This is a genomic window from Micromonospora sp. AKA38 (assembly GCF_027925725.1).
Taxonomy (GTDB): domain Bacteria; phylum Actinomycetota; class Actinomycetes; order Mycobacteriales; family Micromonosporaceae; genus Micromonospora.
This window is the reverse complement of sequence record NZ_BNEI01000003.1, coordinates 1,478,783-1,492,011: the sequence shown is the minus strand read 5'-3', so window position 1 is coordinate 1,492,011 and position 13,229 is coordinate 1,478,783. Positions and strand designations below refer to the sequence as shown.

Genomic DNA, 13,229 nt, shown 5'->3' with positions numbered 1-13,229 from the left:
CGGGACGGGTAGTACCCGCCATGGCCCAGGACCGACGACCGCCGTTCCTGCGGCGCTTGACGTCGCGCGAAGCGCTGGGCGACCTGGACGGGCCACGGATCGCCGCCGCCGTGGACGAGCTGCGCGACCGGAGCAAGGCCACGCTGCACGACCGGCTGCACCGGGTCCGGACCGCGTTCGGCCTGGCGTTGCAGGCGGGGCTCGCGGCCGGTCTGGCGTACCTGGTCTCGCACCGGCTGCTGCACAACCCGCAGCCGGTCTTCGCCCCGATCTCCGCGGTGGGCACGCTGGCCGCCTCGGTGGGGCAGCGGTTCCGGCGTACCGTCGAGCTGATCATCGGGGTGGCGGTCGGCGTGTTCGTCGGCGACGTGCTGATCTACTTCCTCGGCACCGGCGCGTGGCAGCTCGCGCTGGTGGTGACGTCGGCGATCCTGCTGACCATCTTCGCCGGGGCGAGCGTGGCCATCGTGATCCAGGCGGCGGCCACCGCGGTGCTGATCGTGACGCTCAGCCCGTCCACCCAGAACCTCGAGTTGCCGCGCTTCGTCGACGCCTTCATCGGCGGCAGCATCGCGTTGCTGGTGACCGCCGTCCTGCTCCCGCTGAACCCGCTCCGGGTGATCAACCGGGCCGCCCGACCGGCGCTGGACCTGCTGGCCGCGCAGCTCGACGCGTGCGCCGAGGCGCTGCGTAACCGGGACCGGGGCGCGGCCCAGCGGGCGCTGTTCCGGCTCCGGGAGAACAAGGAGGAGCTGGCCGCGCTCAGCGAGGCGATCGAGGGCGCGAAGGAGACCATCACCATCTCGCCGGCCCGTTGGCACCGGCGCAGCGAGCTGACCCACTACGCGGAGGCGGCCGAGCCGATCGACCGGGCGATGCGCAACAGCGGCACGCTGATCCGCCGCGCGGTCACCATGATCGAGGACGAGGAGTCGGTCCCCGAGCCGATGCCCGACTCCATCGCCCACCTCGCCGAGTCGGTACGCCTGCTCCGGCACGAGTTCGCCGTCGGCGAGGAGCCGGAACAGGCCCGGGAGCGGGCGCTGCGGGCGGTCAGCGAAGCCGGCCGGGCGTACGCCGAGGGGGTCGGCTTCTCCGGCAGCGTGGTGATCGCCCAGGTGCGGACCGCCGCCAGCGACCTGATGGTGGCGTCCGGCATCGACCAGGAGGAGGCGAACCGCCTGGTCCGGCAGGCGTTTCACGGAAAGGACCAGCCCGCCGACGCGTCCCCCACCGCCCCTCCGGTCGGCTGACCGTCCCCACCCGGCTCAGCGCGGACCGGCCAGGGCGGCCAGCGCGGTCAGGAGGGTGTCGATCTCGTGGGCGGTGGTGCCCAGGCCGAGACTCGCCCGCAGCGCGGTGGACGGCAGGTCGGTGCGGGCCGAGCGGGCGGCGGCCTCGGTCAGCAGGCGGCGGGTCAGCGGATGGGCGCAGAACAGGCCGTCCCGCACGCCGATCCGGTGCCGGGCCGCCAGGTGCGCGGCCACCTCGGCGGAGTCCCGCCCGGCGACCACGAAGCTGACGATGCCCACCCGGGGCGCGTCCGGGCCGAACGTGCGCAGCTCCACCACGTCCGGCAGCGCGGCCAGGCCGGACCGCAGCCGGGACAGCAGCGCCTGCTCCCGGGCGTGCAGCGCGGTGCGGTCCGCCGCCGTGAACGCCGCGCAGACCGCCGCCAGCGCCACCGCGCCGAGCAGGTTCGGGGTGCCGCCCTCGTGCCGGGCCGGGCCGGTCACCCACCGCACCTCGTGGGTGGCCGCGCCGACGTGACCCGTGGCCCCGCCGCCGGCCAGGTACGGCGCGGCGGCGTCCAGCCAGTCCGCGCGCCCGACCAGCACGCCGGCGCCGAACGGGGCGTACAGCTTGTGGCCGGAGAGCGCCAGGTAGTCCACGTCCAGCGTGGCCACGTCGACCGGGGCGTGCGGGGCGAGCTGCGCGGCGTCGACCAGGACGCGCGCGCCGTACCGGTGGGCCACCCGGGCCAGCTCGGCGACCGGCCAGCACTCGCCGGTGACGTTGCTGGCGCCGGTCACCGCGACCAGCACCGGCCGGCCGGGACGGGCGTCGCGAGCCAGCTCGGCCAGCGCCAGGCTCAGCGACCGGACCGCGCCGGCCGGGCTGTCCGGCACCGGCAGCCGGACCGAGCCGCGCGGCCAGGGGAGCAGGTTCGCGTGGTGCTCCCCGCCGAACGTGACCACCGTGGTGCCGGCCGGCAGCGCCCGGGCCAGCAGGTTCAGCGCGTCCGTGGTGTTCCGGGTGAAGATCACGTGGTCGGTGGGGCGCGCGCCGACGAAGTCCGCCACGGTCTGCCGGGCCCGCTCGTAGGCAAGCGTGCAGCGTCGGGACAGCGCGCCCGCGCCGCGGTGCACGCTCGCGTACCAGGGCAGCAGCTCGGCCACCGCGTCGGCCGCGGCCCGCGCGCACGGCGCGCTGGCGGCGTGGTCCAGGTTGATCTCTCCCGGTACGCCGAGCACGCCGAGCGGGTCCGGCCGGACCGGAACGGGCAGCGTGGGGAGGGCGGATACGAGGGTGACGGTCATGGCGGAGCCTCCGGGTCACAGGGGACCCCGGGGTGCCGGGACGGGGTCCGCGCTTGCCCAGCACGCGACGCGGCGCTGGGCCCGGTCATCACCCGGGGCACCCCACCGCGAACTCGACGAGGGTTGCCGGCCAGCAAGCCGGGGCTTGACGCTGGCGCTCGTGACCTGCCCGGCAGCATAGCCGTCACGATGCGGCCGGACCAGTGGGGCGCGGGTGGCTACGCTGACCGCATGGCCGTCACCCCGCCCGGCGGAGCACCGCCGCCGCCCGCGCCCGCCGTCCCGCCACCCGGGGCGTCGACGCCGCGCATGCCGCTGCGCCGGCTCGGCTGGCGGCGCTTCCTGGCGCTGGCCGCGGTGGTGCTGCTGATCGCGGCCGGCGCGCTGTTCATGGTCTTCACGCTGGGCGAGAGCCTGGGCGCGGAGGCGCTGCTGGTCGGCGTGATCGCGGCGATCCTGCCGGTGCCGGTGCTGGTGTCCTGCTTCCTCTGGCTCGACCGTTACGAACCCGAGCCGCTGAAATACCTGATCTTCTGCTTCGCCTGGGGCGCGTTCGTCTCCACCGCCATCTCGCTGCTGGTCAACGAGACCGGCGCGCGACTGTTCGAGGACCGCGGGCTGCCCGCCGCGCTGACCGCCGTGCTCGTCGCGCCGTTCATCGAGGAGCTGACCAAGGCGGCCGGCCCGATCCTGCTGCTGATCTTCCGGCGCCGGGAGTTCTCCGGGATCACCGACGGGCTGGTCTACTGCGGGCTGTCCGCGGTCGGCTTCGCCATGGTCGAGAACATCCTCTACCTGGGCGGATACGGCTACCGCACCGGCGTGGAGGAGTACGGCCCGGCCACCGGCGCGCAGCAGGTGATCGCGATCTTCATCGTGCGGATCCTGCTCTTCGGCTTCGCCCACCCGCTGTTCACCTCGATGACCGGCGTCGGGCTGGGCGTCGCCGCCCGGACCGCCGACCGGCGGGTGCGGATCCTCGCCCCGCTCGCCGGCCTGCTGCTGGCCATGATGCTGCACGGCACCTGGAACCTGCTGCCGTCACTGGCCCAGGCCACCGGGCAGCAGGTGATCGTGCTCTACGGCTACCTCGGCGTCATGGTGCCCATCTTCTTCGGCATGGTGGGGCTGGCCGTCTGGCTGCGGGCCTGGGAGGGCCGGCTCACCGAGCGCACGCTGCCCGACTACGTCCGGGCCGGTTGGCTCACCCCGCCCGAGGTGGCGGCGCTGGGCAGCCTGGGCCGGCGGCACGCGGCCCGCACCTGGGCCCGGCGGGTGGCCGGCGACGGCGGCGTGAAGGCGATGCGCGGCTACCAGTTCGCCGCGACCCGGCTGGCGCTGCTGCGCGACGGGATGCGCCGGGGGCTGGACCGCAAGCCCGCCGAGCGGGACCGGACGGCACGGGAGGAACGGGAGCTGCTGGAGGCGATCGCCGCGTACCGGTCGTTCTTCGTCGGTCGTGACCCGCAGGCGCCGGTCGGGGTCTGGGACGGGCAGCGCTACCACCTGCGGTTCCCGGACGGTTCCCGGCGGACCGTCGAGGCACCGGACGAGCCGGTGGTGCCGATCCCGGTGGTGCTGGCCCCGCCGCCCCCGCCCCCGGGCCACGGCCCGCACGCCTGGCACCCGCACGGCTGAGCCCGGCCCGCTGTCGCGCGCGGCTGAGCCGCCTTGCGCGCGCCGGCCCGGGCGGGGTCAGGCCATCAGGCCGGTGAGGAAGTCGCCGAGCCCCTGGGCGATGGCCATCAGCGCGGCCCCGATCCCCCGGAACAGCTGCGCCGCGCCGTCCGGCCGGAACGCCATGAAGTAGATCAGGAACGCGAGGAACCCCCAGGCGAGAATCCTCTTGATCACGATCGGCATGGTCCCTCCCCAGGGCGCACTGAGGTGCCTGGGCTTCCCGCCGGGCAGCGCCGCAAACGGCGCCGGGGGAGGGCTGGAACTAGAGGTAGAGCCCGGTGGAGCCGGTCGCGCTCTCCTCCACCCGTTCCGCCGCCACCGCGTGCACGTCGCGCTCGCGCAGCAGCACGTACGCCCGGCCGTGCAGCTCGACCTCGGAGCGGTCGTCCGGGTCGAAGAGCACCCGGTCCCCGGACACGATCGAGCGCACGTGCGGCCCCACGCCTACCGCCGTGGCCCAGGCGAGCCGCTTGCCGACCGCCGCGGTCGCCGGGATCACGATGCCGGCGGTGGAGCGGCGTTCCCCCTCACCACCCTCGGTACGCACCAGCACGCGATCGTGCAGCAGGCGGATGGGCAGCCCGGCGTCGAGACTCTGGTCGGCGGTCACACGCCAGACGCTACCGCGTGCCGATCGACCGCTTCCGTCGTGGTTGCCGGGAGCGGCGGCGGGGCAATGTGTGGCGGGACCGCCCTAGGGTGGGGCGGTCGGACGTATCCTGTCCCCCTGTGACGTGGGTGGGTCAACTGTGCGGGAGGTGCGCTTGAGCCGCTTCGAGCGGATGCGCGGACGGCTCCGCCGCGCGTACGAGACAGGCCGTGAGTCGGCCCGGTCCCGCCGGTACGAGGACGACCCGACGCCGGCAGACGCAGGCGTGGCGTCGCCGGCCTCGCCGGGTCCGGTGGCGTCGCCGTCGGCGACCGTGGTGGGTGCCCCGCCGCCGGCCGCGATGCACTCCTCGACGGTCAGCCGGGACGACACCGAGGTGCCGCACGCGCTGCGCATCGCCGCCGCCTGGTGCTGGCGGCTGATCGTGATCGGCATCGTCACCTGGGCCCTGCTGAAGATCGTCGGCACGATCAGCATCGTGATCATCCCGTTGACCGTCGCGCTGTTGCTGTCGGCGCTGCTCGCCCCGGCGGTCGGCTGGCTGCTGAAGGCGCGGTTCCCCCGCTCGCTGGCGACCGGCGTGGTGCTGGTCGGCGGCCTGGCCGCGGTGATCGGCACGCTCACCCTGGTGGTCAACGAGTTCATCCAGGGCGTGCCGGAGCTGAGCGAGAAGTCCTCGCAGGGCGTCCGGCAGATCCAGGACTGGCTCAAGACCGGGCCGCTGCACCTGTCCGACAGCCAGCTCGACCGCTACATCAACGAGGCGCAGGCCTGGATCAACGGCAACACCGAGCGGTTCACCAGCGGCGCGCTCAGCACCGCCGCGACGCTCGCCGAGGTGCTCACCGGCACCGTCCTGGTGCTCTTCGCGACGTTCTTCTTCCTCCGCGACGGCAACAACATCTGGCGGTTCCTGGTCCGGCTGCTGCCGGTGGCCGCGCGCTGGAAGGTCGACGACGCCGGGCGCGCGTCCTGGGCGACGCTGGGCGCGTACGTGCGGGCCACCGTGCTTGTCGCGTTCATCGACGCCGTGGGCATCGGCATCTTCCTGGTCATCTTCGACATCCCGTTCGCGTTCCCGCTGGCCGCGCTGGTCTTCCTGGGCGCGTTCATCCCGATCGTCGGCGCGTTCCTGTCCGGCGTGGTGGCCGTGCTGGTCGCGCTGGTCGACAGCGGCCCGGTGACCGCCCTGATCATCCTGGGCGTGGTGGTCGGCGTGCAGCAGATCGAGGGCCACGTGCTCCAGCCGCTGATCATGGGCCGCGCGGTGGCCATCCACCCGCTCGCCGTGATCATCGGCATCGCCGCCGGCGTCGTGCTGGCCGGCATCGCCGGCGCGCTGGTCTCGGTGCCGCTGATCGCCGTGCTCAACACCGCGGTCCGCCGGCTCGCCGCGCGTACCGTGCCGGACACCCCGCCGGATGCCGTGGTGGTCGCCTCCCAGGCGCCCTGACCCGGCCCGATCCGACGACGCCCGCGTCACCCCGCCCGGGGAGGCGCGGGCGTCAGCTCTTGGCCAGCCGTTCCAGCGCGCCCCGGGCCACCTCGGGACGGGTCGTGTACCAGAACGGGGGCAGCGACCGGCGCAGGAACGGGCCGTAGCCGCGTGCCGTCTCCAGCCGCGAGTCGAGGACCGCCACCACACCCCGGTCGCCGGTGGCCCGGATCAGCCGACCCACGCCCTGCGCCAGCCGGACCGCCGCGATCGGCACGCTGACCGCCGCGAACCCGGAGCCGCCGCCGGCGTCCACCGCCGCCGCCCGGGCCGCGGCGAGTGGCTCGTCGGGCCGGGGGAACGGCAGCCGGTCGATCACCACGAGCTGGCAGGCGTCGCCCGGCACGTCCACCCCCTGCCAGAGCGACATCACCCCGAACAGGCAGCTCTCCCGCTCCTGCCGGAAGCGGCGGACCAGCAGCGGCAACGCCTCCTCGCCCTGGAGCAGCACGGGCAGGTCGGTCCGTGCGCGCAGCAGCTCCGCCGCCTGCTGCGCGGCCCGCCGGGAGGAGAAGAGCCCGAGGGTACGCCCACCGAGCGCGCCGACCAGCGCCAGCAACTCCTCGCCGGCCGCCGTGGGCAGCCCGGAGACGCTGGGGCGGGGCAGGTGCGCGGCCACGTAGAGGATGCCCTGCCGGGCGTAGTCGAACGGCGAGCCGACGTCGAGCGACCGCCAGCCCGGGCCCTCGGTGGCCGGTACGGTGCCGATCGCCGCCCGGCTGCCCTCGGTGCTCGCCACCGGCGCCGGGTCGGTGCCGCGGCCGGCGGCGGCAGCGGTGGCCGCCGCGGCGGCGGCCGGCGACGGCGGGGCCGGTGGCGGCGCGTCCAGCCCGAGCGCCCGGGCCACCGTGTCGAAGCGCCCGCCCAGCGCCAGCGTGGCCGAGGTGGCGACCACGGTGCGTTCGTCGTAGAGGTGGGTGGCGAGCGTGCCGGCCACCGACAACGGCGCCACCACAAGTGCCCGGCGGCTGCCGTTCTCCGGCTTCTCCACCCAGGCCACGTCGTGGTCGCCCTCCTCCAGCAACCGCTGGGCGGTGGCGGACAGCTCGTCCAGCACCGCCTTGGCCTGCTGCTTGCGGACCGGGTCGGGGTCGTCGGCCTTCACGTCGCCGATCGCCTCCAGCGCGGCCCGGGTCGCCGAGTCGAGCAGCGTGCACGCTTCGCGCAGCGCGGGCGGCAGGCCGGCGGTGAGCCGACCGGCGGGCGCCTCGGCCAGCCCCACGGCCAGCGCGTCGCCGGCCTCGGTGAGCCGGTCGGCGTGGTCGGGGCGCAGCAGCGGCCGGGCGCGTCGGGTGGACCTGTCGATCAGCTCCGGCACCAGCTCGGCCTGGGCCGCCGAGGAGACCCGGTCGGCCAGCTCGTGCGCCTCGTCCACCACGAGCAGCCGGTGTGGGGGCACGATGTGCCGTCCGGCGAGCATGTCCACGGCGAGCAGGCTGTGGTTGGTCACCACCAGGTCGGCCTCCCGGGCGCGGGCCCGAGACGCCTCCGCGAAGCACTCCTGCCCGAACGGGCAGCGGCTCGCGCCGACACACTCCCGGGCCGGCATCGAGACGCTGCGCCAGACCTGGTCGTCGACGCCCGGATCCAGCTCGTCGCGGTCGCCGGTGGCGGTCTCCTCCGCCCAGTCGCGCAGCCGCTGCACCTGCTTGCCCAGCCGGCCCGCCTCGCCGAGCCACTTCGTCCCGCCGGGCCGGGGCGCGTCGAACAGCGCGTCCTCCGGCTCGTCCTCGACGGAGCTGTCCAACCGGGCCAGGCAGAGATAGTGGTGCCGGCCCTTCAGCACGGCGAACGTGGGTCGACGGCCGAGCACCGGCTCGACCGCGTCGGCCAACCGGGGCAGGTCGTGGTCGACGAGCTGGGACTGCAACGCCAGCGTGGCGGTGGAGACCACCACCGGGCCGTCCACGGTCAGCGCCGGCGTCAGGTAGGCCAGGGACTTGCCGGTGCCGGTGCCGGCCTGCACCAGCAGGTGCTCGCCGGAGGCGATGCTGCGCTCGATCGCCTCGGCCATGAGCTGCTGGCCGGGCCGGGTCGCGCCGCCCGGGACCGCGCCGACCGCGGCGGCCAGCAGCTCCGTGCCGCTCGCGCGGCCACTCCGGCGCTTCTTCGGGACGGGGGTGGCGGTGCGGGACGGGCTCACCGTGCGACCGTACCCGCCGGCACCGACGCCGGTCCGGCCGCTCCGGCGGCGTGGCGCGGTGCCGGGTCGCGTCCGGTTACCTGCCGATCGCGTGGCGTGGCCGGAATCGGTTAGGGTGCCAGGCATGCCGAGCGACGTGGTCCGCGTGATCTACCGCAAGTACGACGGCAGCGCCCACCGCGACTACCCGGCCCGTCGGCTCGCCGAGGACGACCTCGGCATCTGGCTCGGCGTGCCGGTCGGCACCGAGTCGGTCTACCACGGCCGGCCGTCGGTCGAGCAGATTCCGTTCGTCCTGCTGGTGCCCCGCAACGCCTGGTGGACGGGCATGTTCAACCCGCCGCCGCGCACCAGCGAGGTCTACTGCGACATCGCCACCCCGGCCCGGTGGGAGGGCGACGAGACGGTCCACCTGGTCGACCTCGACCTGGACGTGGTGCGCCGCCGCGAGACGGGCCTGGTCGAGCTGCGCGACGAGGACGAGTTCGCCGAGCACCGGGCCCGGTGGAACTACCCGGACGACCTGGTCGCCGAGGCGGAGGCGGCGTCCCGCTGGCTGCTCGGCGCGCTCGGCGACGGCACCGAGCCGTTCGCCACCTCGTACCGGAAGTGGTTGGCCCTGGTGGTCTGAGCCGCGCTCACCAGCGCGGCGGCCGGCCGGCGTCCGGCCCCAGCGGGTGCCCGCGTTCCACCCGGACTCCCCCGCGAGATCGCCCACAACTCCATTCGCCGCCCTCGCCCCTGCCCACTTCCTGCAATACGAGATCAATCTTCCGAATAGCAGGATTCGTAGTGGATCTTGGAAGAAATCGGCCCCTATGAGGGCCATTTCGTACCAAGATCTCGCTCCGCGCCGCCCGGCGGCGGGCGAGCGCGGCCGGGGTGGAACCGCAAAGCGGGCGTACCGGACGCGTCGTGCCCATGATCGGGCCGTAAGGGTGAGGATCGGGGGATGACTGGGGTGGTGAGGCCCGAGGACGGGTCGATGCGGGAACTGCTGCGGGTGGGGCCGGGGTCGGTGGACCTGACGGCCGTGGACCCCCGCTCGACGCCGGGGCTGCCGAAGGCGGCCGGTCGCGGTTCGGCGCGCAAGGAATGGGCCCGTGGCCAGGTCGAACTGGTCGGTGCGGAGCTGGCCCGGCAGCAGGAGATGCTGTACGCCGCCGCCCAGGTCACCGCCGGCCCGGGCGGCGCCACCAGCGCCCCCGCGCAGGCCGGGACGCACCTGGGCGACGGTCGGCCGCGCCGGGTGCTGCTGGTGCTCCAGGCCATGGACTGCGGCGGCAAGGACGGCGCGGTGAAGCGGGTGGCCGGCGCGATGAACCCGCTCGGGCTGCACATCCGCTCGTTCGGCCCGCCCACCGAGGAGGAGCTGCGGCACGACTTCCTGTGGCGGATCCGGCGGGCGCTGCCACCCCCGGGCTACGTGGGCGTGTTCAACCGCTCGCACTACGAGGACGTGCTGATCGCCCGGGTGGAGGGGCTGGTCGACGAGGCCACCTGGCGGTCCCGCTACGAGATCATCAACGACTTCGAGCGGGAGCTGACCGAGCAGGCGGTCACCGTGGTCAAGGTCATGCTGCACATCTCCTACGCCGAGCAGGGTGAGCGGCTGATGGAGCGGCTGACCGACCCGACGAAGCACTGGAAGTACAACCCGAGCGATCTGGACACCCGGGCCCGGTGGGACGAGTACCAGGCCGCGTACGCCGAGGCGCTGGAGCGCTGCGGCACGGACGCCGCGCCCTGGTTCGTGGTGCCGGCGGACCGCAAGTGGTACCGCGACTGGGCGCTGGCCCACCTGCTGCGCGAGACGTTCGACGGCTTGGATCTCGGGTATCCGGCTGCCGATTTCGACGTGGAACGGGAGCGTGACCGGTTGCGTGACCAGGGCTTCGAGCGCTCAGGTGAACAGTAGGTGAACGAGCGGTGAATCGGGTCTGACCAGGGGTGGGCCGGTCGATGCCCGGTTCCACCGGGTCCCTAGCATGCCCAGAGCAGGCGCCTTGCCAGGCGACGGCCACCCTTCCACCGACACGACGAGGTCCGTGCTGTGAAGTTTTCCTTCCGTCCCACCGAGGGCGCCTTCTACGAGCTCTTCACCAGGGCCGCGCAGAACCTGGTGAAGGGGACCGACCTGCTCAACGAGCTGGGCCTGCCCGGCGCCGACGTGCAGTCGATCAGCGAGCGGCTGACCGAGGTCGAGCACGACAGCGACCAGATCACGCACGACCTCTACAAGAAGATCAACTCCACCTTCATCACGCCGTTCGACCGGGAGGACATCTACCGGCTGGGCTCGCTGCTCGACGACGTGATGGACCACCTGGAGGCGGTCGGCAACCTGCTCTACCTGTACGGCCTGACCAAGCTCCCGTCGCTCCCGCGCGAGCTGCACGAGCTGGTCAACGTGCTCGACCAGCAGGCCAAGCTCACCGCCGAGGCGATGCCCCGGCTGAAGTCGATGAAGGATCTTGAGGACTACTGGATCGAGTGCAACCGGCTGGAGAACGACGGCGACCAGGCGTACCGGATGCTGCTGGTCCGGCTCTTCTCCGGCGAGTACGACGCGCTCACGGTGCTGAAGATGAAGGAGGTCGCCGACGAGCTGGAGGCCGCCTGCGACGCCTTCGAGCACGTCGCCAACACCGTCGAGACCATCGCGGTCAAGGAGTCCTGATCCTGTGAGCCCCGAACTCATCGCCGTACTGGCGGTGATCGCGGTCGCCATGGCGTTCGACTACACGAACGGCTTCCATGACGCGGCCAACGCGATCGCCACCAGCATCTCGACCCGGGCGTTGACACCCCGGATCGCCCTCGGCCTGGCCGCCGTCGGCAATTTCGTCGGCGCGCACTTCGGCGCCGGGGTCGCCAAGACGGTCGGCGACGGCCTGGTCACGCTCCCGACCGGGGTGGAGAGCCTCGGCGTGGTCTTCGCCGGCGTGCTCGGCGCGATCGCCTGGAACCTGATCACCTGGTACTTCGGCCTGCCCTCCTCCTCGTCGCACGCGCTCTTCGGCGGCCTGGTCGGCGCGACCCTGTTCGCCGCCGACGGCATCGTCCAGTGGGGCAACATCGTGGAGAAGGTGCTCCTCCCGATGGTGCTCTCCCCGGTGGTCGGCCTGGTCCTCGGCTTCCTGGTGATGCTGGCGATCATGTGGCTGTTCCGGAAGGGGCAGCCGGGCAAGCTCAACCGCGGCTTCCGCTGGGCGCAGACCGCGTCCGCCGCCGCCATGTCGGTCGGCCACGGCATGCAGGACGCCGCCAAGACCATGGGCATCATCGTGCTGGCGCTCTACACCGGCGGCTTCCAGGAGAGCAAGACGCACATCCCGGGCTGGGTGTTCTGGACCTCCGCGACGATGCTGGCGCTCGGCACGTACGCGGGCGGCTGGCGGATCATCCGGACGCTGGGCCGGAAGATCATCGACCTGGGCCCGGCGGAGGGCTTCGCGGCCGAGACCGTGGCCAGCGCGGTGCTCTACTTCAACGCGCTGGTGCTCAAGGCCCCGATCTCCACCACCCACACGATCACCTCGGCGATCATGGGGGTCGGCGCGACCAAGCGGCTCTCCGCGGTCCGCTGGAACGTGGCCGGCAACATCGTGATCGCGTGGATCATCACGTTCCCGGCGGCGGCGGCCATCGCCTGCCTCGCGTACCTGCTGGTCCGCCCGCTGTTCTAGCGCGAAGGAGGGGCCCCTTCTTAACGCCTCCGGTAGAGAAGGGGCCCCTCCTTACGCGTAGGAGACGCCGATCCGGGCCTTGATGTCGTCGAGCAGAGTCATGATCTCCAGCGTGGTGGCGTGCGGCACCAGCGGGCTCTCGGTCAGCCCGGCCGCCAGGCAGCGTCCCACCTCGATCGCCTCGTACTGGTAGCCGCCACCGGTCAGGTCCGCCGGGATCGTCTCCGGCTCGGCGCCGAGCCGGTGCAGCACCGCCGACCCGGGCCGGAAGAACGGCTCCGGCAGATCGATCCGGCCGGTGGTGCCGGTGATCGACGCGGTGATCGCGGTGGCGCCGACCATGCCGCAGCTCAGCGTCGCCACCGCGCCGGAGTCCCAGCCCAGGACCATGCCGGTGTTCTCGTCCACCGCCTCCGGGCTCAGCCGGGCCCACGCCTGCACGTGCTGTGGCACACCGAGCACCAGATGGGCCAGGCTCAGCGGGTAGACGCCGAGGTCCAGCAGCGCGCCGCCGCCGAGCGTACGGGCCCGCATCCGGTGCTCCGGCGGGAACGGCCCGGCCACCCCGAAGTCGGCCCGGACGTGGGTGACCTCGCCGATCGCGCCGTCGGAGATCAGCTCCAGCACGCGCAGGATCAGCGGGTTCGTCCGCATCCACATGGCCTCCATGAAGAAGAGCCCGCGGGCGCGCGCCGTCTCCACCAACTCGACGGTGGTGGCCAGGTCCAACGTGCAGGGCTTCTCCACCAGCACCGCCTTGCCGCCGGCCAGGCAGGCGAGCGCCGCCTCGTGGTGCGCGGCGTGCGGCGTGGCCACGTAGATCGCGTCCAGGTCCGGGTCCGCGGCCAGTTCGGCCCAGGAGGCGTACGCCCGCGGCACGTCGAACCGCCGCGCGAACGCCTCGGCGCTCTCCCGGGTACGCGACCCGACCGCCACCAGTTCGGCGTCCGGCACCAGGCGCAGGTCGGTGGCGAAGCAGGCGGCGATGTGTCCGGTGGCCAGGATTCCCCAACGCGTCATGCCTGGAACGCTATCCCGCCCGGCTCGCTCACCGGCAGCATGATCCACCCGT

General features: G+C 73.5%; 12 protein-coding genes and 1 riboswitch. Of the genes, 7 read left to right on the top strand and 5 right to left on the bottom strand.

Annotation, left to right across the window (positions count from 1 at the left end; translation table 11 throughout):
• Window positions 1-20: 20 nt before the first annotated feature.
• Complete coding sequence (locus TPA0908_RS15520) at window positions 21-1,253, top strand: FUSC family protein (protein WP_281938441.1); 1,233 nt, start codon at window positions 21-23, stop codon at window positions 1,251-1,253.
• Window positions 1,254-1,268: 15 nt separating this feature from the next.
• Here the strand turns inward: TPA0908_RS15520 and TPA0908_RS15515 are convergent, their stop codons facing one another.
• Window positions 1,269-2,540: an aminotransferase class V-fold PLP-dependent enzyme gene (locus TPA0908_RS15515; RefSeq protein WP_281938439.1), complete on the bottom strand. Its 1,272-nt coding sequence runs from the start codon at window positions 2,538-2,540 to the stop codon at window positions 1,269-1,271.
• Between the two features lie 44 nt (window positions 2,541-2,584).
• A riboswitch (SAM riboswitch) is annotated at window positions 2,585-2,706 on the bottom strand.
• Between the two features lie 23 nt (window positions 2,707-2,729).
• Here TPA0908_RS15515 and TPA0908_RS15510 point away from each other — a divergent pair.
• The gene (locus tag TPA0908_RS15510) at window positions 2,730-4,178 is read left to right on the top strand and encodes a PrsW family intramembrane metalloprotease (RefSeq protein WP_281938437.1); all 1,449 of its coding nucleotides are present in this window, start codon (window positions 2,730-2,732) and stop codon (window positions 4,176-4,178) included.
• Window positions 4,179-4,235: 57 nt separating this feature from the next.
• On the opposite strand, the gene TPA0908_RS15505 is transcribed toward TPA0908_RS15510, so the two are convergent.
• Both TPA0908_RS15505 and TPA0908_RS15500 read right to left on the bottom strand, forming a co-directional pair.
• Window positions 4,236-4,403, bottom strand: a complete 168-nt coding sequence (locus TPA0908_RS15505; protein WP_199199902.1) for a hypothetical protein — start codon at window positions 4,401-4,403, stop codon at window positions 4,236-4,238.
• A 79-nt stretch (window positions 4,404-4,482) separates the two neighbouring features.
• The gene (locus TPA0908_RS15500) at window positions 4,483-4,830 is read right to left on the bottom strand and encodes a GroES family chaperonin (RefSeq protein ID WP_281938426.1); all 348 of its coding nucleotides are present in this window, start codon (window positions 4,828-4,830) and stop codon (window positions 4,483-4,485) included.
• 172 nt (window positions 4,831-5,002) lie between these two features.
• Between TPA0908_RS15500 and TPA0908_RS15495 the strand changes: the two genes are divergently transcribed.
• Window positions 5,003-6,283: an AI-2E family transporter gene (locus tag TPA0908_RS15495; protein ID WP_281938623.1), complete on the top strand. Its 1,281-nt coding sequence runs from the start codon at window positions 5,003-5,005 to the stop codon at window positions 6,281-6,283.
• A gap of 52 nt (window positions 6,284-6,335) precedes the next feature.
• On the opposite strand, the gene TPA0908_RS15490 is transcribed toward TPA0908_RS15495, so the two are convergent.
• Complete coding sequence (locus TPA0908_RS15490) at window positions 6,336-8,468, bottom strand: ATP-dependent DNA helicase (protein WP_281938424.1); 2,133 nt, start codon at window positions 8,466-8,468, stop codon at window positions 6,336-6,338.
• A 124-nt stretch (window positions 8,469-8,592) separates the two neighbouring features.
• Here TPA0908_RS15490 and TPA0908_RS15485 point away from each other — a divergent pair, with 124 nt between their 5' ends.
• The 4 genes from TPA0908_RS15485 to TPA0908_RS15470 all read left to right on the top strand — a co-directional run bounded on the left by TPA0908_RS15485 (window position 8,593) and on the right by TPA0908_RS15470 (window position 12,157).
• Window positions 8,593-9,099, top strand: coding sequence for a DUF402 domain-containing protein (locus TPA0908_RS15485; protein ID WP_281938423.1), 507 nt, complete (start codon window positions 8,593-8,595; stop codon window positions 9,097-9,099).
• A gap of 321 nt (window positions 9,100-9,420) precedes the next feature.
• On the top strand, window positions 9,421-10,386 hold the full coding sequence (locus TPA0908_RS15480; RefSeq protein ID WP_281938422.1) for a PPK2 family polyphosphate kinase: 966 nt from the start codon (window positions 9,421-9,423) through the stop codon (window positions 10,384-10,386).
• Window positions 10,387-10,521: 135 nt separating this feature from the next.
• On the top strand, window positions 10,522-11,148 hold the full coding sequence (locus tag TPA0908_RS15475; protein ID WP_089157475.1) for a DUF47 domain-containing protein: 627 nt from the start codon (window positions 10,522-10,524) through the stop codon (window positions 11,146-11,148).
• A gap of 4 nt (window positions 11,149-11,152) precedes the next feature.
• The gene (locus TPA0908_RS15470; protein WP_281938419.1) at window positions 11,153-12,157 is read left to right on the top strand and encodes an inorganic phosphate transporter; all 1,005 of its coding nucleotides are present in this window, start codon (window positions 11,153-11,155) and stop codon (window positions 12,155-12,157) included.
• Window positions 12,158-12,208: 51 nt separating this feature from the next.
• Here TPA0908_RS15470 and TPA0908_RS15465 read toward each other — a convergent pair whose 3' ends face one another.
• Complete coding sequence (locus TPA0908_RS15465; protein WP_281938418.1) at window positions 12,209-13,177, bottom strand: Gfo/Idh/MocA family protein; 969 nt, start codon at window positions 13,175-13,177, stop codon at window positions 12,209-12,211.
• Window positions 13,178-13,229 lie beyond the last annotated feature (52 nt).

Coding starts and splice junctions, on each gene's coding strand:
- TPA0908_RS15520 (WP_281938441.1), top strand. CDS start 21: ATGGCCCAGGACCGACGACCGCCGTTCCTGCGGCGCTTGACGTCGCGC.
- TPA0908_RS15515 (WP_281938439.1), bottom strand. CDS start 2,540: ATGACCGTCACCCTCGTATCCGCCCTCCCCACGCTGCCCGTTCCGGTC.
- TPA0908_RS15510 (WP_281938437.1), top strand. CDS start 2,730: ATGCGGCCGGACCAGTGGGGCGCGGGTGGCTACGCTGACCGCATGGCC.
- TPA0908_RS15505 (WP_199199902.1), bottom strand. CDS start 4,403: ATGCCGATCGTGATCAAGAGGATTCTCGCCTGGGGGTTCCTCGCGTTC.
- TPA0908_RS15495 (WP_281938623.1), top strand. CDS start 5,003: ATGCGCGGACGGCTCCGCCGCGCGTACGAGACAGGCCGTGAGTCGGCC.
- TPA0908_RS15485 (WP_281938423.1), top strand. CDS start 8,593: ATGCCGAGCGACGTGGTCCGCGTGATCTACCGCAAGTACGACGGCAGC.
- TPA0908_RS15480 (WP_281938422.1), top strand. CDS start 9,421: ATGACTGGGGTGGTGAGGCCCGAGGACGGGTCGATGCGGGAACTGCTG.
- TPA0908_RS15465 (WP_281938418.1), bottom strand. CDS start 13,177: ATGACGCGTTGGGGAATCCTGGCCACCGGACACATCGCCGCCTGCTTC.